Source organism: Serratia proteamaculans, from assembly GCF_946227095.1.
In the GTDB taxonomy this organism is placed as follows: domain Bacteria; phylum Pseudomonadota; class Gammaproteobacteria; order Enterobacterales; family Enterobacteriaceae; genus Serratia; species Serratia proteamaculans_E.
In genome coordinates this window covers 381,628-399,247 of record NZ_CAMISV010000003.1, presented here as the reverse complement: position 1 = coordinate 399,247, position 17,620 = coordinate 381,628, and the positions used below count along the sequence as shown (strand labels likewise).

The 17,620-nt window shown below is 53.4% G+C and carries 15 protein-coding genes; 10 read left to right on the top strand and 5 right to left on the bottom strand.

Annotated elements, in window-relative coordinates; translation table 11 throughout:
* Positions 1 to 4 precede the first annotated feature (4 nt).
* Complete coding sequence (locus OC597_RS08485) at positions 5 to 268, bottom strand: hypothetical protein (RefSeq protein WP_262208364.1); 264 nt, start codon at positions 266 to 268, stop codon at positions 5 to 7.
* 201 nt (positions 269 to 469) lie between these two features.
* On the opposite strand from OC597_RS08485, the gene OC597_RS08480 reads away from it, so the two are divergent.
* Positions 470 to 952: a hypothetical protein gene (locus tag OC597_RS08480; RefSeq protein ID WP_261284778.1), complete on the top strand. Its 483-nt coding sequence runs from the start codon at positions 470 to 472 to the stop codon at positions 950 to 952.
* Between the two features lie 10 nt (positions 953 to 962).
* Here the strand turns inward: OC597_RS08480 and OC597_RS08475 are convergent, their stop codons facing one another.
* Positions 963 to 1,118: a hypothetical protein gene (locus OC597_RS08475; RefSeq protein WP_261256572.1), complete on the bottom strand. Its 156-nt coding sequence runs from the start codon at positions 1,116 to 1,118 to the stop codon at positions 963 to 965.
* Between the two features lie 151 nt (positions 1,119 to 1,269).
* Here OC597_RS08475 and OC597_RS08470 point away from each other — a divergent pair, with 151 nt between their 5' ends.
* The 6 genes from OC597_RS08470 to OC597_RS08445 all read left to right on the top strand — a co-directional run bounded on the left by OC597_RS08470 (position 1,270) and on the right by OC597_RS08445 (position 8,047).
* The gene (locus OC597_RS08470; RefSeq protein ID WP_261284780.1) at positions 1,270 to 2,079 is read left to right on the top strand and encodes an ATP-binding cassette domain-containing protein; all 810 of its coding nucleotides are present in this window, start codon (positions 1,270 to 1,272) and stop codon (positions 2,077 to 2,079) included.
* Between the two features lie 13 nt (positions 2,080 to 2,092).
* Positions 2,093 to 2,875 carry an ABC transporter ATP-binding protein gene (locus OC597_RS08465; protein WP_410071705.1) on the top strand — a complete coding sequence of 261 codons (783 nt, stop codon included), beginning with the start codon at positions 2,093 to 2,095 and terminating at the stop codon, positions 2,873 to 2,875.
* 19 nt (positions 2,876 to 2,894) lie between these two features.
* The gene (locus OC597_RS08460; protein ID WP_261463406.1) at positions 2,895 to 4,403 is read left to right on the top strand and encodes an ABC transporter substrate-binding protein; all 1,509 of its coding nucleotides are present in this window, start codon (positions 2,895 to 2,897) and stop codon (positions 4,401 to 4,403) included.
* Complete coding sequence (locus OC597_RS08455) at positions 4,403 to 6,121, top strand: ABC transporter permease subunit (protein WP_261463405.1); 1,719 nt, start codon at positions 4,403 to 4,405, stop codon at positions 6,119 to 6,121. Before OC597_RS08460 ends, OC597_RS08455 begins: the two co-directional genes overlap by 1 nt.
* A gap of 62 nt (positions 6,122 to 6,183) precedes the next feature.
* The gene (locus OC597_RS08450) at positions 6,184 to 6,744 is read left to right on the top strand and encodes a 3'-5' exonuclease (RefSeq protein WP_261284785.1); all 561 of its coding nucleotides are present in this window, start codon (positions 6,184 to 6,186) and stop codon (positions 6,742 to 6,744) included.
* Between the two features lie 109 nt (positions 6,745 to 6,853).
* On the top strand, positions 6,854 to 8,047 hold the full coding sequence (locus tag OC597_RS08445) for a multidrug effflux MFS transporter (protein WP_261256561.1): 1,194 nt from the start codon (positions 6,854 to 6,856) through the stop codon (positions 8,045 to 8,047).
* 3 nt (positions 8,048 to 8,050) lie between these two features.
* Here OC597_RS08445 and dadX read toward each other — a convergent pair whose 3' ends face one another.
* Positions 8,051 to 9,124 (bottom strand): catabolic alanine racemase DadX, encoded by a 1,074-nt coding sequence (gene dadX / locus OC597_RS08440; RefSeq protein WP_262208359.1) that lies wholly within the window; start codon positions 9,122 to 9,124, stop codon positions 8,051 to 8,053.
* Between the two features lie 72 nt (positions 9,125 to 9,196).
* Positions 9,197 to 10,501 (bottom strand): D-amino acid dehydrogenase, encoded by a 1,305-nt coding sequence (locus OC597_RS08435; protein WP_262208358.1) that lies wholly within the window; start codon positions 10,499 to 10,501, stop codon positions 9,197 to 9,199.
* 537 nt (positions 10,502 to 11,038) lie between these two features.
* Here OC597_RS08435 and OC597_RS08430 point away from each other — a divergent pair.
* Both OC597_RS08430 and OC597_RS08425 read left to right on the top strand, forming a co-directional pair.
* Entirely contained in the window at positions 11,039 to 12,574 is a 1,536-nt protein-coding gene (locus OC597_RS08430; RefSeq protein ID WP_262208357.1) for a SpoVR family protein, read from the top strand.
* A gap of 245 nt (positions 12,575 to 12,819) precedes the next feature.
* A complete protein-coding gene (locus OC597_RS08425; protein ID WP_262208355.1) occupies positions 12,820 to 14,784 on the top strand; it encodes an acyltransferase family protein in 1,965 nt (654 codons plus the stop codon).
* 180 nt (positions 14,785 to 14,964) lie between these two features.
* Here the strand turns inward: OC597_RS08425 and fadR are convergent, their stop codons facing one another.
* Positions 14,965 to 15,684, bottom strand: coding sequence for a fatty acid metabolism transcriptional regulator FadR (gene fadR / locus OC597_RS08420; RefSeq protein ID WP_262208354.1), 720 nt, complete (start codon positions 15,682 to 15,684; stop codon positions 14,965 to 14,967).
* A gap of 242 nt (positions 15,685 to 15,926) precedes the next feature.
* Here fadR and nhaB point away from each other — a divergent pair, with 242 nt between their 5' ends.
* Complete coding sequence (gene nhaB, locus OC597_RS08415) at positions 15,927 to 17,498, top strand: sodium/proton antiporter NhaB (protein WP_261284794.1); 1,572 nt, start codon at positions 15,927 to 15,929, stop codon at positions 17,496 to 17,498.
* Positions 17,499 to 17,620 lie beyond the last annotated feature (122 nt).

The following is a 17,620-nucleotide window of genomic DNA, read 5'->3' as shown; positions in this document are numbered from 1 at the left end:
GTGCTCAACCAGACCCTTTGACAAACCAGGCATAGAGACGCCCTGCCCCCAGCAGAATGAGCGCCAGCAGAATATTCACCATAACCCACAGGCTTAATACGTATATAAAGGTTTGATAGAGGGGAATACCCCGGGCAGCGGCGAACGGATTAAAATGCCAAAAGCGAATAATGGTAAAAGGGTTTAGATTTAACCAGTTAAAAACGATCGCTACCAGCGCCGGTAGCAGGAGAAAATAGAGTCCCAGCGTGATAATCAGCAGATACACTGCGGAGCGATCGTTTTTATAATCTTTCATATCAATGAATTACCATCACCAGTCAATTTAAAAACACCCTGAGCATTGCGGTTTAAACAGACCTGACAAGTGCTGATTAGTTCCAGCGTTAGGGTAAAATAAAGCCTGTTTGGCGTTTAAATTTCATTTAGATTTTGGATGTTATAACGCTAGTCAGCTCAGGAGGCTCCAATGATACCGGACTATTGCCCAATCCCGCCAACCCCCAAAAAACTCAAAATCACCTACGGCTGGTATATATATACCATCTACGCGCAGTTGATCTTTAATATCTATTTGGCGGTATATAACGGCTGTGTCAGACGCCCGATCGAAGCACCACTGATCTCCGTATGTCACAGCATTTTCATCGCATTTATACTTTATAATGTGCTGAAAAAACGCACGCATTTCGCCTGGGTGATGCTGGCCTATTACATTTTGATGAGACTGTATTACGCCAATGTACTGCATATCGAATTCAATGCGTGGAGCCGTGGACTGGTATTCATTTTTCTGACGCTGTTGTTTACCGGCACGGTGGCCGTGGGCCAACTGGCTACACCACCGCTGCGCCAGGATTGGCTGGCGCGCCTGGGGTGGCGGCAGTGGGCAACGTTGGCCGCGTTATCGGGACTACTGACACCTTTGATCACCAGCGATTATCTGGGCTGACAGCCGGCATTTACTTTGGGATATGCGGCTCCGAGATATCGACCAGACGGCACACCTTGGTGTAGTTATTGGATTTCTCACAGATCTTGTCAGTGACAAAAATGCCAAGGTAGCCTAATACCACCAGATACCCAACCATACACAAAATGAAAATAAGTGTTCTCACCGATAAAACCAACCTGACAGCAAAACCCTGGGTATCATACCTTGGTTAACCCGTTTTAGACTATTTCTAACTATTTCATAAATCCGCTGGTCATCTCAGTCACACGAATGTTATGTTATTACATATCAAAACATTTAACATAGATGCATCAATGGAAAGCCAAACCCCACCGTTACTCGTCGTAGAAAACCTGACGCTATCGCTTGACGGTGAGGTCAAAATTCGCAATTTGAATTTCACTCTGTACCCCGGCGAACGGGTGTGTCTGCTTGGCGCATCGGGTTGCGGAAAATCCCTCACTGCCGCCGCCATTTTGGGTACGTTGCCTGACAACACGCAAGTCAGTGGCTCAATCCGACTTCAGGGTCAAGAAATCAGCGGTCAACGCTTACAACAGCGTAAACGCACCGCGTTGGCGGCTATTTTCCAGGATCCCTTCACCAGTCTCAATCCCCTGACCTGCGTGGGCCAGCAGTTAATCCTGGCGTTATGCGGCCAGAGCAAGATGAAAAAACAACAGGCGCAACGCTGTGCCGCCGAAATGCTGGCTGCATTAGGCCTGCCGCCAGAGATCATGATGGCGCGCTATCCCGGCCAACTGTCAGGAGGGCAATGTCAGCGGGTCTGTGCGGCACTGGCGTTAGTGGGTGAGAAAAACCTGCTAATCGCAGATGAACCTACTACCGCACTGGATATGGTCAGTCAGCATCAACTGGTCGCTATCCTGAAGCGTTACACTGAACGTCCCCACGCCCCGGCATTGCTGTTTATTACCCACGATCTCACCGTCGCCGCCAGCCTGTGTCAGCGTGCCATTGTCCTGGTGGCAGGTGAAATAGCCGAGCAGGGCTCCTTCGAACAGTTACTGCATCACCCTGTTCATCCCTATACCCAGCAGTTGGTTGCCACGGTACAGTGCCCAACCTTCCACCAGGCATCGCCGTTGAGTCTGGTCGGTTAACGGGATGAATGGCATGTCAGTCAGCAGGACGCTGCCCTTTATCAGCCTGCAGCAAGTCTGTCGGCAGTATTCAGCGAAGTCCGGCGGGCTGAAACCCACCGACCTGAATCTGTACCCTGAGGATCGCGTCGGGTTAGTGGGCTGTTCCGGTGCCGGGAAATCTACCCTGCTTAAATTATTGCTGGCTCTGGAGGCACCGGACGCCGGCCACATTCTTTGCCAGGATACCGCAATCCGCCCAGCCCCAGCGCACCGCTTACGTTGGTACCGGCGATTGGTGCAGTATGTACCGCAGGACGCCCACGCCTCACTCAACCCTCGCCACACGGTGGCCGAACTGATTATCGCCCCTCTGCGGCAACTCGCTCCTTCGCAAGATTTAGGCGTCACCGCCGAACGGGCATTACGGCAGGTTGAGTTGGAAGAGCATCTGCTTTACGTCCGCCCAGGGCAGCTCTCCGGCGGGCAGGCACAACGGGTGGCACTGGCGCGAGCTATTGCGCTGCAACCCCGTTTTTTAATCGCCGACGAACCGGTCAGTGGTTTGGATCTGCCGCTGCGTCGGCAGATCATCAGCCTGCTCGATCGAATTGCTCGTCAGCAAAATATGGGCATGCTGCTTGTTTCCCATGATATTTCGCTGGTCGCCGCTTTATGCCAACGCACACTGGTGATGGAGTGCGGTGCCATCGTGGAAGATCGCCCAACCGCTGAGCTGCTGCACAGTCCACGCCATGCCGCTACCCGCGATCTGATCGCCGCAATCCCATCGCTACCCCCCCTTTTCCAGCCCTGATATTCTGAGGAATGCTTCAATGTTGAACCCACGCTTTATTGGCCCCACCGGCTGCCTGCTCGCGGGCAGTTTGCTGCTTGGCGGCTGCTTTGATCCTGCCGAACCGAAAGGAAGCACCAATGAAGAACGGCGCATCCGGCTGGCCATGCTGCAACCGCCTCGTTCCGGACTCACGCCGCTGAGCGATGACGCGTTTAAACTTTCTCGCTGGAGCAATGCTGAAACGCTGGTTGTGCTGAACGCCAACGGCGATGCTGAACCGGCATTGGCCACCAAATGGCAGCAAATCGATCAACACCGCTGGCGTTTTGTGTTGCGCCCGGGAGTCAGCTTCCATGACGGCAGCGTTATGACGGCACAGAGTGTCGTCCGTTCGCTTTCGGCAGCAATGAACGCCGCGCCAAAACCTCGCATCCTCGACGGCGTTGAATTATCCGTTAGCGCAGAAAACGATCACACCCTGCTTATCTCTACTGCGGTGCCCGATCCTTTGCTGCCGCAACGGCTGTCCAGCCCACAATTGGCGATCCTCGCCGAGCGGGCTTACGCTGCCAATGGCGTGGTTAATCCCTTGCAGGCCGGGACCGGTGCCTTTGTGTTGACGGAAATCAACGGGACCAGCAGCGCACGGCTAAACCGTTTTGACGGCTACTGGGGTGAAAAAGCCGCAGCGCCAGGCATCGACGTCAGCTTTGTGCCGGACAGCGCCGCCCGCGCCGCCGCGCTACGCACCGGCAGTGCCGATTTGGTTGAAGCGCTGCCCGTATCGCAGCTACCGCTGATTGCAGCAGAACTGATCCATGAGGTGCCGATGCCGCGCACCAACACGCTGTATCTGAACACCCGGGTCGGGGTCTTCCGCGATCCGGCGGTGCGTGCCGCGGCGGCAGCGGCCATTCAGCGCCAACCTCTGGTGGACAACGTTTACGAGGGCCGTGCCGATGTCGCCAGCGGGTTACTGGGTCCGGCGCTGCCCTGGGCCGCACCCTTGCGACAGCCACAACCCTTGTTGCCAGCCACTGTGGTCGAAGGAAAAACCATCACCCTGGCCACCTTCAGCGATCGCGCCGAGCTGCCGGAGGTCGCGGTTTATTTGGCGCAACAGCTCAGCGCCGCCGGTTTTGTGGTGAAACAGGAAGTACGGGAATATGCGCATATTGAAGCCGATGCGCTGGCGGGCAAATTCGACGCGTTTATTCTGTCACGTGCCACGGTGCTGGACTCCGGCGATCCGCTGGCCTACATGTACAGTGATTTCGCCTGCCAGGGTTCGTTCAATATCGCCCAACTGTGCGACCCGCAGGTAGACGCAGCCTTAACCCACGCCGCTGCGTTCCCTGCCGGTGCTTCACGGCGTCAGGCGATCATCGCAGCAGAAAATCGTATTCTGGCCACCCATGCGGCGATCCCCTTATTGCATGAGCGAGTGATCCAGGGTGAAGCCGCAGTCATGAAGAATGCCGAACGCGACCCGCGTGAACGCCTGCTGGTGACACCACGCAGCCGGATCGCCAGCGGACAACCCTGATGACACTGGCACAGCGGCTATTGCCATTGGCCTCACGCCTGTTTGCCCTGCTGGCAATGATAACGCTGGTCGGCCTGATGCCCTGGCTGTCCGGTCGCGATCCGGCGCTCAGCCTGCTGCGAGCCCGCTCTGCGGAACAGGAAGCTACGCCAGAAGCCCTGAACGCCATTCGGCAACGCTTTGGCCTGGATGACGGGCCGCTGATATTGCTTGGCCGCTGGTTTAACCGGCTGCTGCACGGCGATGCAGGGAATTCCTGGATCTCCGGCAGTCCGGTACTGGAAGGGATGTTACAGGCGACTGGGGTTTCTCTGACATTGATGGGCTACGCGTTGGCAATAGCGTTGCTGGTGGCATTGATGCTGGCGCTACCCACCCTGTGGCGCGGCATACAGGGTGACCCTCGCCGTCCTGCCGGGGTTCTGGCGGTGACGCTGACTGCCCTGCCCGAGTTTTTGCTGGCGGCGCTATTGCTGATTGTCGGTGCCGTCTGGCTAAACTGGTTTCCGCCCTACGGCTGGCAAAGCCTGCGGCATGTCGTACTGCCGGCGCTGGCGTTAGGCCTGCCTGGCGGGGGCCTGCTGGCGCTACTGTTCAATGACGGCCTGGCCGCCACCTTCAGCGAACGCTGGCTGACCACCTGGAGTCTGGCCGGTATCTCCCGGCGGCAGCGTTTGCTGGCGGTGTTACGTCGCACACTACCCGCCCTGTTGCCGCAAATCGGGTTAGTGCTGGTGGGGCTTACCGGCGGTGCCATCGCCGTCGAGAAAGTGTTCGCCATTCCCGGCCTGGGCAGAGCAACATTGGGTGCCGCCATTGCGCAGGACCTGCCGGCACTGCAATGCGGCATTTTGATCCTGTTATTGATTGCCTTCAGCGCCGGGTTTCTGGCTCAGGGCATGCATTATCTGTTGCTGGGCCGGATAGCGGCAAGCTTACCCAATTCGGCACCGCCACAGCACAGCACCAAGATCAGCTATCTTTTCGCCGCCGGTGCCGCGCTATTGTTATGTCTGCTGGTGCTGAGCGGCATCATCCGCGATCCGCTCTCGTCGCTGCATATCCGCCTGCAACCGCCCAGCCTGGATCTGCCCTTCGGCGCAGACGCCACCGGCCGCGATATTCTGGCTCGCGTCGCTTATGGTGCACTGAATACCAGCCTGCTGGCGCTGGCGGTCAGCTTCGCGTCGCTATTCCTCGGGATAATATTCGGGCTGATGCCACGGCTGATGTGCGGGGTGATTGAACTGGCCAACGCTACACCGCCAATCGTCGCCGGCCTGTTAGTGGTCGCCATAAGCGGCCCTTCAGCTTACGGTGCCGCTTGCGCGGTGATGTTGGTCAGTTGGGCGCCGCTGGCCGCCCATTGCGCGTCGTTACTGACGGAAGCCCGTACGCAACCCTATATCCGTATGTTGCCGGTATTGGGCGTCGGCCGACTGCGCACTCTGACTCATTACCTGCTGCCAGCGCTCTGGGCACCCCTGTTGCGCCACGCCATGCTGCGTCTGCCGGGCATTGCGCTGGCGCTGGCGGCGCTGGGTTTCCTGGGTCTTGGGCCGCAGCCGCCCAGCGCAGAATGGGGACTGGTGCTGGCGGAAGGCATGCCTTATCTCGAACGGGCCCCCTGGGGAGTCCTGGCACCGGCGGTCGCATTGATATTACTGGCAGTACTCGCGGTAACGCTGGCAAATACTGCCGGTAACCGCCGGGGCTGACGGCGCATCCTCACCCGGTTTGTAGTAACATTATGCGATACCTCAACCCGCCGGGAGACCCCATGCACCATCTGATGTTAGATATTGAAACGCTGGATATAAAACCCAGCGCGGTGATCCTGGTGGTCGCCGCCGTATTTTTCGATCCCAAAACCGGCCAGCTCGGCGCGGAGTTTGAAAACGCCGTCAGCAGTCAAAAAGATCAGCCCGGCAGAACTATCAGCCTGGATACCGTCGCCTGGTGGGCGAAACAGTCGGACGAAGCACGCAAGCTGGCATTCGGTGGCACAGAGAGCCTTAAACGCATGCTGACCAACCTGAGTCGATTTATCCATATGAACAGCACCGACCAGGTCAAAGTCTGGGGCAACGGTAAAGAGTTCGATTGTGCGATCCTCGAGCATGCCTTCCAGCAGTTGGAAATGCCTTGCCCATGGAAATTTTGGGATACGCAGGATGTGCGCACGGTGATCACCCTGGCGGAAATGCTGGGCTTTAACCCGAAGAAAGAACGGGCGTTCGAAGGTACGCCCCATAGGGCATTGGATGACGCCAAACATCAGGCGCGCTATGTGGCGGACACGGTATCGGCACTTTACTATCGCAAAGCCTCTGCCCCCTGAATCGAACAAGACCGGCATCCCGGTGGCAGGCTTATGCTTTGCCTCTTTCCATTTAGCGCCAGAATCTCTACTCTAGCCCTCTTTGTCACTTGGATGTGCTGTTTTTGTTATGCAAAAATTTCTGTTTCTGCTTCTTAGCCTGGTGCTGCTCGGCCCGCTGGGTATCGATCTCTATCTGCCGACCATCCCCGCTATCGCTCTTGGCCTTAACAGCAGTGAAGCGCTGATCCAGTCCACCATTTCCCTGTTCATCCTGGTGTTGGGCCTTGGACAAATTATCGCCGGCCCGCTGGTAGATAACTACGGTCGTAAGCCGGTGGCTCTGGCCGGTATTGTGATCTACATGATTGGTGCAGCCATGGCGGCGCTGGCCACCACGCCAACCATGTTTGTGGCCTCACGCCTGCTGCAAGGCGTGGCCGTCTGTTGTACCGCCGTAGTGGCATTCAGCGGCGTGCGCGATCGGATGAACGGCGACGATGCAGCCCGTGCCTTTGGTTTTCTCAACGGTACGCTGAACATTATTCCTGCGCTGGCACCGTTGCTCGGCGGACTGCTGGCAGAAGCCTTTGGCTGGCGTGCCCCGTTCTGGTTCCTGGTGTGTTATGCCCTGGCCGTGCTGGTATTGATTGCCCTGCGCCTGCCGGAAACCCGCCCGGCAGATACCGTGCGCGTCAAAGGATTACCGGTGCGTCAATATGCTCGTATTCTCAGCGACCGTCGTTTTCTGTCCTTTGCCGTGGTCAACTCCGGTGCCATGGGCATGGCGTTAACCTACGTCTCACTGGCACCCAACGTGTTAATGGGCACCGCCGGGCTGACGCCGTTGCAATTCTCGCTGGTGTTTGGTGCCAACGGCTTTTGGATCATGTTGGTGAGCTTTTTCGCCAACCGTATTATTCACAAGGTCGGACGTCCGGTCTGCCTGGCGACCGGCGGAATTTTGATGGGCATCGGCTGTCTTGGATTGCTGCTGGGCGTGGCCTTGCTTTCCGGTACGGCACAAACCCATTGGCTGGCCTATATGTTGCCGGTAGCCTGCGCCTGTGCCGGGCTGGCCTTTGTGATGGGGCCGGCAACCAGCTACGCGCTGGAGCCGTATTCCAATGAGGCCGGTGTGGCCTCTGCGTTGGTCGGTTTTGTGCAGATGGCCGGCGGTGCAGGCCTGGGCTTGTTGGCGATGGCACTGCCGTTGCAACCCAAGCTGTCACTGGCGCTGGTGATGCTGGTGGGTTGCCTGCTGGCGCTGCATGCACGGCAGCGCAGCAAGCAAATAAAAGGTCAGTTGAAGAAAATTGCCTGAGGCTTATGCCTCGGTGATGACCGGCACTCTGGCGGTCAGGGCCGTCAGTAATTCATAACCCAGCGTGCCTGCCGCGGCGGCGACATCGTCAACCGGCAGGCGTCGCCCCCACAGTTCCACTTCCGCCCCAATACCCACATCTGGGCAGGGCGTCAAATCAACCACCAGCATATCCATCGAAACCGTGCCTAGCGTTCTCGTCAGCACCCCCTCCACCCAGACTGGCGTACCGGTCTGTGCATGGCGAGGATAACCGTCGGCATAGCCACAGGCCACCACACCAATGCGCTGCGCACCCTCGGCGCGGTAACGCCAGCCATAACCAACCTGGTCGCCGGACTTCAGTGTTTGAATACCAATAATTTCGCTACTCAGCGTCATGGTGGGCTGCAGACCGCTGCCGGCAATATCGCGCGATTGGCCACTCGGTGAAGCACCATACAGTACGATACCCGGTCGTACCCAGCTGCCATGCGTTTCCGGGTGCCACAGCGTGGCGGCCGAGTTAGCCAGACAGCGTGGCAAGGTGATGCCCGCTGCAGCCTGTTCAATGGTGGCCATTTGCGCCTCAATGCCCTGTGGGCCGTCAGCGGTGGCGAAATGACTCATCAGCGTCAGGCTGGCGATATTGCCGATCGCCTGAGCTTTCATCCACACAGAGTGCAAACGTTCCGGCGCAAACCCCAGACGGTTCATCCCACTGTTCACTTTAAGGTAAACATTCAGCGGTGCAGAGAGTTTGGCTTCGGCGATCGCCGCCAGTTGCCAATCACTGTGTACCGACGTCGTTAAACGATAGTGATCCAGCAGGGCAATATCCTGCGGTTTGAAAAACCCTTCCAACAGCAAAATCGGTCCTTGCCAGCCGGACTCGCGCAGCAAAATGGCTTCGGCGAGATCCAGCAAGGCAAAACCATCGGTCTGCGCCAGACTGCGCCAGACATGTTTAATACCATGGCCATACGCGTTGGCCTTGACCACCGACCAGACTTTGGCGTTAGGGGCAAAACGACGAACCACCTGCAGGTTATTTTCAAAGGCGCAAAGGTGCAACGTGGCGGAAATCGGGCGAGGCATGGGCACTCCTACGGGCCGGCGAATACAGTCACGGGCCAACGCCCGTGACAATAACATGATAAATCAGGATGTTTAACGCGCGGGATGCACATCGTTCAAGGGGCCGGTGTAGAGGCTACGAAATCCAGCGCTGTAGCGCGCCACCCCCAGGTCGTCTGAAGGAATGGCCGGGGTAACGCCGGAAATCAAATCGGATAGCAGCTGCCCGGAGCCACAAGCCATGGTCCAGCCCAAAGTGCCGTGTCCGGTATTCAGGAACAGATTTTTCAGCGAGGTCTTGCCGACAATCGGCGTACCGTCCGGCGTCATCGGGCGTAAACCGGTCCAGAAGGTCGCGTCTTCCACCCGTCCACCGTTAGGGTAAAGATCGCGTACTACCATCTCCAGTGTCTCTCGCCGCTTTTGCTCCAACTGAGTATTAAAACCAACAATTTCCGCCATGCCGCCGACGCGAATACGTTGATCGAACCGGGTAATGGCAATTTTATAGGTTTCATCCAGCACGGTTGAGAACGGTGCCGCAGACTCATCGGTAATAGGAATGGTCAGCGAGTAGCCTTTCAACGGATAGACAGGGATCGACACCAGATCGCGTAACAGCGCGGTGGAATAAGAACCAAAAGCCACCACGTAGCTGTCAGCTTTGAAGACTTCCCCGCCGCACTGTACGCCGCTGATCTTGTCCCCTTCCACCAGCAGGCGATCAACGCTGCGGTTATACAGGAAGGTGACGCCCGCCTGCTGTGCCAGTTTGGCCAATTGCTGAGTAAAGAGTTGGCAATCGCCGGTTTCGTCGTTAGGCAGTTGCAGCCCGCCGGTCAGCTTATGTGCCACCTGTGCCAACGCAGGTTCAACACTGGCCAACTGACTGGCTTCCAGCAGTTTGTAGGGCACACCGGCATCTTCCAATACCGCGATATCCTTGGACGCACTTTCAAACTGTTGCTGGGTACGGAACAGTTGCAGCGTACCGCCCTGACGGCCTTCGTACTGAATACCGGTTTCCTGACGCAGCGCCTTGATACAGTCACGACTGTATTCCGCCAACCGCACCATGCGCCCTTTATTGGTCATGTAGTGTTCGGTATTGCAGTTTTTCAACATCTGCCACATCCAGCTCAACTGGAAGCTGCTGCCATCCAGACGAACCGCCAGCGGCGCATGGCGTTGGAACATCCATTTAACCGCCTTAAGCGGGACGCCAGGCGCAGCCCAGGGAGCCGCATAGCCTGGAGAGATCTGTCCGGCATTCGCCGCGCTGGTTTCCATCGCCGGACCGGGTTGACGATCGATCACCGTCACCTCATGGCCCGCTTTCGCCAAATACCAGGCGCTGGCAACCCCTACCACCCCACTACCTAAAATTACCACTCGCATCGCTGACTCCAGCTCAAGGCTTCACAAAGCATAATCTTCTGCTCACAGGAAATTAACTCAGTGGAAAAATCCGTCCAACATCTTCGTCATTAAACGTGACAACATTCACAATTAATTTATCGTTCATGGCCGGGTCTTTTGCAATAGCTACCTATAAATAGCGATAAGATGTTGTGAAAGACCCGTTTTAGAGCGAAACAGCGACCAATATGATGTCAATGACAGCATTGATAGCGACAAGAAAAGCCACCGCATGCAACAAGGATTTAACAGAATATAAAAATGAAACATCGCTACAACAACAGAATAAAAAACTACAAAATACGGCATTAACCAAGATAACGCTTTGCAGACATTAGAACCTGCTCCAGCAGAAAAAACTCGCTGAAAAATCCCCCCGGTACCGCAGTGGTGAGATCCTTGAGACAGATCGTTGAATTTTTAAGCTTTATATCATTATTACCTCTGCGCAGATTGAGCTACGATTGATACAGGGTCTGCCGTTCGAGCAAGGTCCGTAATAACGAGGGTGCGCTGATGACTACTTCAACACATGATAAGGTCAAGGAAGATAAACGTCTGAGCGATGGACCGGACTGGACGTTCGAGTTGCTGCAGGTGTATCTGGAGCACATCGATCGCGTAGCCAAACATTACAAGCTCGACACCTACCCGCATCAGATCGAGGTCATTACCTCCGAGCAGATGATGGACGCTTATTCCAGCGTCGGCATGCCGATTAACTACACCCACTGGTCGTTCGGTAAGAAATTCATTGAGACTGAGCAGCGCTATAAACATGGGCAGCAGGGCCTGGCCTATGAGATCGTGATCAACTCCAATCCCTGCATCGCCTACCTGATGGAAGAAAACACCATCACCATGCAGGCCTTGGTGATGGCGCACGCCTGCTACGGGCACAACTCCTTCTTCAAAAATAACTACCTGTTCCGCAGTTGGACCGACGCCAGTTCGATCGTCGATTACCTGCTGTTCGCCCGCCACTACATCAGCCAGTGCGAAGAGCGCTACGGCGTTGAAGAAGTGGAGAAGCTGCTCGACTCTTGCCATGCGTTGATGAACTACGGCGTAGATCGCTACAAACGACCACAGAAAATTTCACTGGTCGAGGAAAAAGCCCGCCAGAAAAGCCGCGAGGAGTACCTGCAAAGCCAGGTGAACACATTATGGAAGACCTTGCCACGGGTTGAACGTGAAGAGGCACCTGAACAGGCGCGCCGCTATCCAAGCGAGCCGCAGGAAAACATCCTCTACTTTATGGAAAAGAATGCGCCGTTGCTGGAACCCTGGCAACGTGAGGTTCTGCGCATTGTGCGCAAAGTGAGCCAGTATTTTTATCCGCAGAAACAAACGCAGGTGATGAACGAAGGCTGGGCCACATTCTGGCACTACACCATCCTTAATCATCTGTACGACGAAGGCCGGGTAACCGAACGTTTTATGCTGGAGTTTTTGCACAGCCATACCAACGTGGTGTATCAACCGCCCTACAACAGCCCTTATTACAACGGCATTAATCCGTACGCTCTGGGCTTTGCCATGTTCCAGGACATCAAGCGTATCTGCCAGTCGCCGACCGAAGAAGATCGTTACTGGTTCCCGGACATCGCCGGTAAAGACTGGCTGGAAACACTGCACTTCGCCATGCGTGACTTCAAGGATGAAAGCTTTATCAGCCAGTTCCTGTCACCGAAGATCATGCGTGATTTCCGGTTGTTCACCGTGCTGGATGACGATCGCAATAACTACCTGGAAATTGCAGCGATCCATGATGAAGCCGGTTATCGGGCGATCCGCGAAGAGCTGTCGGCGCAATATAATCTGAGTGACCACGAGCCGAATATTCAGATTTGGAATGTAGACTTACGTGGCGATCGCTCATTGACGTTGCGCTATATCCCGCAGGACCGGGCGCCGCTGGACAAGAGCCGGCGTGAAGTGATGAAGCACCTGCACCGCCTGTGGGGCTTCGACATTATTCTGGAACAGCAAAATGAGGACGGCAGCATTGAGCTGTTGGAACGTTGTCCACCGCGACCAGCGCCTTTGTAAGCAGTTAAGCTTCAACCTAGAGCACTCCGTACATACGAAGTGCTCTATCTCCTTTTTGCTTGGCCCTTTATCATAAACCTGCCGACTGAGGGCGAATTTTCATATACGGGAAAAATCTGAAAGCAAGGAATGTAAGTATTTTCCCTTTACAAACCCAGCATGCCCTTGCACTATCTTGCGAGTTAAATTTAAGTAACACTCATGTTGTAATACTTTATAAATCCTGTGATTAGCTAGGTGAATCAATGGAAAACGTAGTAAGGGAAACGGTCAAGAATTATAGAAAAGATATTGATGGCTTACGTGCCTTAGCTATACTCTTAGTCGTCCTTTATCATTCTGGCGTTACATTTCTAAGTGGCGGCTTTATCGGAGTCGATGTTTTTTTTGTTATCTCCGGCTTTTTAATTGGCGGAATTATCTATACAGAGCTTAACAATAAAAGCTTCTCCTACAGTCGATTTTATACTCGCCGAATAAAAAGAATTGCGCCCGCGCTGTTGGTAATGCTGTTATTTTGCTCAATTTTCTCTTTATTTTATTTATCGCCTCTCGAGCTTAAAGATTTTAGTCTTTTCTCAGGATCAACAATATTATCAGTTCCCAACATTATGCTTTGGCATAAAACCAACTATTTCTCACCCAATGCCGAGCTGAACCCTTTACTAATGACATGGTCTTTAGGGGTTGAAGAACAGTTTTATATTTTCCTACCGATCATTCTCTCTATTGTCATTAAATTCAATAAGAAAGTCGTGGCTTCAGTTGCAGTCATTTCCATTGTCTCGTTCGTATTGTGCGTTATTTTAACGAGAACCAGCCCACTGTTCTCTTTCTTTATGCTGCCAACTCGTGCCTGGGAACTTGGTTTGGGGGTTATGTTATCAATAATGCATAAAGAAGGAAGGTTAAATAGCTTATCGTTAAGAGCAAAAGAGCTTTCTTTTATTTTTGGTCTCACATTAATTTTACTTTCTGCCATTACTTTCGATAAACACACAAGTTTTCCAGGTTTTGCAGCGATCTTGCCGGTGTTAGGTTCCTTAATGATCATTCTTGGTAATGGTCGTATTAGTTCAATTCTGCTTGGAAACCGTATCATGGTCTTTATCGGCCTGGTTTCTTACTCTTGGTACCTATGGCACTGGCCATTACTTTCCTTCGCACGCATAGGTATAGACGGTAAACTATCGGTCTATAGTGGACTATTAATTTCAGCGAGTGCTTTGTTTATTGCTTATCTATCTTACCTGTTTATTGAAACTCCATTCAGAAAAGGTTTTAAGTTAGAAAACAAAAAAATAATTCTAGGGTATACAGCAATATCAATATTATTGTTTTTACCTACTTCAATAGGTTATTTATTAAAAGGAATGCCACAACGAGTGAACCCCGTAGTGGCACAAGCGGAGAACGACAAATTGGATCGCATTGCAGATCCTTGTCTCGTTGGTTATGGTTCAACCTCTTATTCCAAAGGTAATTCTTGCTTGGCCAATGGTCAGCAAGACGCCGTTGCGTTGGTTGGCGACAGCCATGCAGCAGCTTTACGAGGTGGGGTTGAACAATATGCGAAAAAATCCAATATGGGTGTTTATCAATTAACCAAAGCTTCGTGCCCTATGCTATTAGGAGTAACAAGAACGATGAGCAGTTACCCTTCCCATGCCACTGAATGTGAAACATACAATAAAAAAGTACTGGAGCTCATCACCAACAATGAAAAAATCAAAACTGTCATCATTTCCGCACTTTGGGACTCCGGCATTGATGATATTGGTGGTGGTTACATCGTCATTAATACGGGCCAAAACGGACTCAACGCGCTGGCTTCAGGGTTAAATAACGTCATCAAAACACTGACAGATTCGCATAAAAAAGTCATTTTGGTTAAGGATGTTCCTTTCCTAAACTTCAACGCTGTCAGAGCCATCGACAATCAGCAAATCCCTCTACGGCGAGTCGCTAATCAAATTATTCAACCGTCACCATCGGAAAGCGAGTCTACAAACGACTATCGCTTACCAAAAGATAAAGTCAATACACTGCTGACATCAGTTGCAAAGGATCACCATATTGAAGTATTTAATCCGACAAAAAATTTGTGTGATGCTTTAGGTTGTAAATTTAAAAGCAATAATCGACCACTTTACTATGACGACCAACATCTGACCTATTTAGGCAGTGCACTGGCTTTAAACGACATGTAAGCGTCAGCCTTGCGATAGAGTACTGTTAACAGCCGATATAAGCTTGATTGAGTGTTTTGTATTTTACAGAGAAGATAACTGGTTAGAATATTGACAGATTAATCGTATTTCAGTCCACAGTCTTACTCCATAACAAAGGGGCGCCATTGGCGCCCCTTTTGCTTAATGTGGGTGATGATGTTAGCGGCGGGCTTCGGTCAGATCGCTTGGCATGGTGCCTTGCATGCTTTGCCAGATGGCACCGCTATCTTTACCGTAGTTACGCACGCAATCCATTACCTGATCGTACGACTTCTCATGGCACAGCGTCGACAGTCTGCTATAGAAAGTCAGCGCCAGCTTGCGAGACTCCGGGTTTGAGAAATAGTAGCGGCCAACGCGGGTATACAAGCCTTTCAGACCGTTGAAAATCAGACCGTAAATCGGGTTGCCGGAGGCAAATGCCAGACCGCGGAAAATTTCGTAGTCCAACAGGTTGAAAGCATCCGCCTGATCTTCCACCTGAGTGGCTTTCGCCAACACTTCCTGAGCGGCCTCAGGATGGTTACGCACCGCTGCGCGAATAAAGATCGCCGCGATATTGGTACGCACCGACAACAGGTTATCGATCAATTGTGGGACGCTCTGATGGTCGAGGCGTGCCACCGTCTCAAGGATATTGAGGCCGGAAGTTTCCCAGAAATTATTTACTTTGGTCGGTTTGCCATGCTGAATGGTTAGCCAGCCATCACGGGCCAGGCGTTGTAAAACTTCACGTAACGTGGTGCGCGTAACACCAATCAGTTCTGAAAGCTCACGCTCCGCGGGCAAAATAGTGCCAGGAGGGAAGCGATTATTCCAGATACTCTCGATAATGTATTCTTCCGCGAAACCGGCAGGACTCTGCGCCTTTATGACCATGTGTTTGACGTTCCGTAGCGACGATAATCAGTAATAGTAGTCTGCTGATCATACCAGATCGCAATTGCATGACCTAGCGTGAGCGAAAAACATTGAACGAAACTGTGCATAAAGTGGCAAAAAACGTGCAAAAACACCGCTTAGAGAAATTTCTCGTCGTAAAGCAAGCCCGTATTGCATCTGCCCCGGCGGCATTGTTAGGCTAGTATAAGACAACTTATTTTCAGGACGTGTATTACACAATGGAAACAACCCTACGCAGTGCCCTGGTGAAAAACTTCCTTGGGCAATCACCTGACTGGTACAAACTGGCCATTCTCATTTTCCTGGTGATCAATCCACTGGTTTTCTTCCTGGTCGATCCGTTCATTGCCGGTTGGCTGTTTGTGGTCGAATTTATCTTTACCCTGGCAATGGCGCTGAAATGCTACCCCTTGCTGCCGGGCGGCCTGCTGGCCATTGAGTCGGTGCTGATTGGCATGACCAGCCCCGATCGGGTAGGCGAAGAGATTGCTCATAATCTTGAAGTACTGCTGTTGCTGATCTTTATGGTGGCCGGCATCTACTTTATGAAACAGTTGCTGCTGTTCGTCTTCACCAAGCTACTGCTCAATATCCGCTCAAAAATGCTGCTTTCTTTGGCATTCTGCTTTGCGGCGGCGCTGTTGTCAGCCTTCCTTGATGCGCTGACGGTGGTTGCGGTGGTGATCAGCGTCGCAACCGGTTTTTATTCGATCTACCACAACGTGGTTTCAAACCGTTCTGACGGTAACGCTGACGTCGGTGACGACAGCACGCTGGTCAGTGACGATAACAAACAGACGCTCGAACAGTTCCGAGCCTTCTTGCGCAGCCTGTTGATGCACGCTGGCGTCGGTACCGCACTGGGCGGCGTAATGACCATGGTGGGTGAACCGCAGAACCTGATCATCGCCAAAAGCGCCGACTGGGGATTTGTCGACTTCTTCCTACGCATGGCACCGGTTACCCTGCCGGTGTTTGTCTGCGGCCTGTTGGTTTGCCTGCTGCTCGAACGCTTCGGCATCTTTGGCTACGGGGCAAAACTGCCGGAACGCGTCCGTGAGGTGCTGACCGAGTTTGACCGCCAGGCTACCGCAGGACGCAGTAAACAAGAACAGGTCAGATTGGTGATTCAGGCGTTGATCGGCATTTGGCTGGTGGTAGCGCTGGCCTTCCATCTGGCGGAAGTCGGTCTGATTGGTCTCTCGGTGATCATCCTCGCCACTTCTCTGTGCGGCGTAACCGATGAGCACGCCATCGGCAAGGCATTCCAGGAAGCGCTGCCCTTTACTGCCCTGCTGACGGTATTTTTCACCGTGGTGGCGGTAATTATTGAGCAACACCTGTTCACACCGATCATCCGGTTTGTTCTGCAGGCGGAACCCTCTTCACAACTGGCGCTGTTTTATCTGTTTAACGGCCTGCTGTCCTCGGTATCCGATAACGTGTTCGTCGGTACGGTCTATATCAATGAGGCCCGCGCCGCGTTTGAAAACGGGGCGATCTCCCTGAAGCAGTTCGAAATGCTGGCGGTCGCCATTAACACCGGGACCAATCTGCCATCGGTTGCCACCCCGAATGGTCAGGCGGCCTTCTTATTCCTGCTGACCTCCGCGCTGGCACCGCTGGTACGTTTGTCTTACGGACGAATGGTGTGGATGGCTTTGCCCTATACTGTGGTATTAACGCTGGTCGGTCTGCTGTGCGTCCAGTTTACTCTGGCGCCGATGACTGACCTGCTAACCGAGTGGCATTGGCTGACGCTGCCAGCGATTGAAGCCGTTGCACATTAACTCTGTTAACCCACTCCGCTGCCAGCGACTATTTTTGTGCTGAATCAGGCCCAGGTAGCTGGCAGCAGAGTTGAATTGGTTTACACTGCCAGTTCAATTGCTTACTGCATGGAAGAATAAAT

Coding starts and splice junctions, on each gene's coding strand:
- OC597_RS08455 (WP_261463405.1), top strand. CDS start 4,403: ATGACACTGGCACAGCGGCTATTGCCATTGGCCTCACGCCTGTTTGCC.
- OC597_RS08425 (WP_262208355.1), top strand. CDS start 12,820: ATGGAAAACGTAGTAAGGGAAACGGTCAAGAATTATAGAAAAGATATT.
- OC597_RS08460 (WP_261463406.1), top strand. CDS start 2,895: ATGTTGAACCCACGCTTTATTGGCCCCACCGGCTGCCTGCTCGCGGGC.
- OC597_RS08435 (WP_262208358.1), bottom strand. CDS start 10,501: ATGCGAGTGGTAATTTTAGGTAGTGGGGTGGTAGGGGTTGCCAGCGCC.
- OC597_RS08480 (WP_261284778.1), top strand. CDS start 470: ATGATACCGGACTATTGCCCAATCCCGCCAACCCCCAAAAAACTCAAA.
- nhaB (WP_261284794.1), top strand. CDS start 15,927: ATGGAAACAACCCTACGCAGTGCCCTGGTGAAAAACTTCCTTGGGCAA.
- OC597_RS08465 (WP_410071705.1), top strand. CDS start 2,093: ATGTCAGTCAGCAGGACGCTGCCCTTTATCAGCCTGCAGCAAGTCTGT.
- fadR (WP_262208354.1), bottom strand. CDS start 15,684: ATGGTCATAAAGGCGCAGAGTCCTGCCGGTTTCGCGGAAGAATACATT.
- OC597_RS08450 (WP_261284785.1), top strand. CDS start 6,184: ATGCACCATCTGATGTTAGATATTGAAACGCTGGATATAAAACCCAGC.
- dadX (WP_262208359.1), bottom strand. CDS start 9,124: ATGCCTCGCCCGATTTCCGCCACGTTGCACCTTTGCGCCTTTGAAAAT.
- OC597_RS08445 (WP_261256561.1), top strand. CDS start 6,854: ATGCAAAAATTTCTGTTTCTGCTTCTTAGCCTGGTGCTGCTCGGCCCG.
- OC597_RS08470 (WP_261284780.1), top strand. CDS start 1,270: ATGGAAAGCCAAACCCCACCGTTACTCGTCGTAGAAAACCTGACGCTA.
- OC597_RS08430 (WP_262208357.1), top strand. CDS start 11,039: ATGACTACTTCAACACATGATAAGGTCAAGGAAGATAAACGTCTGAGC.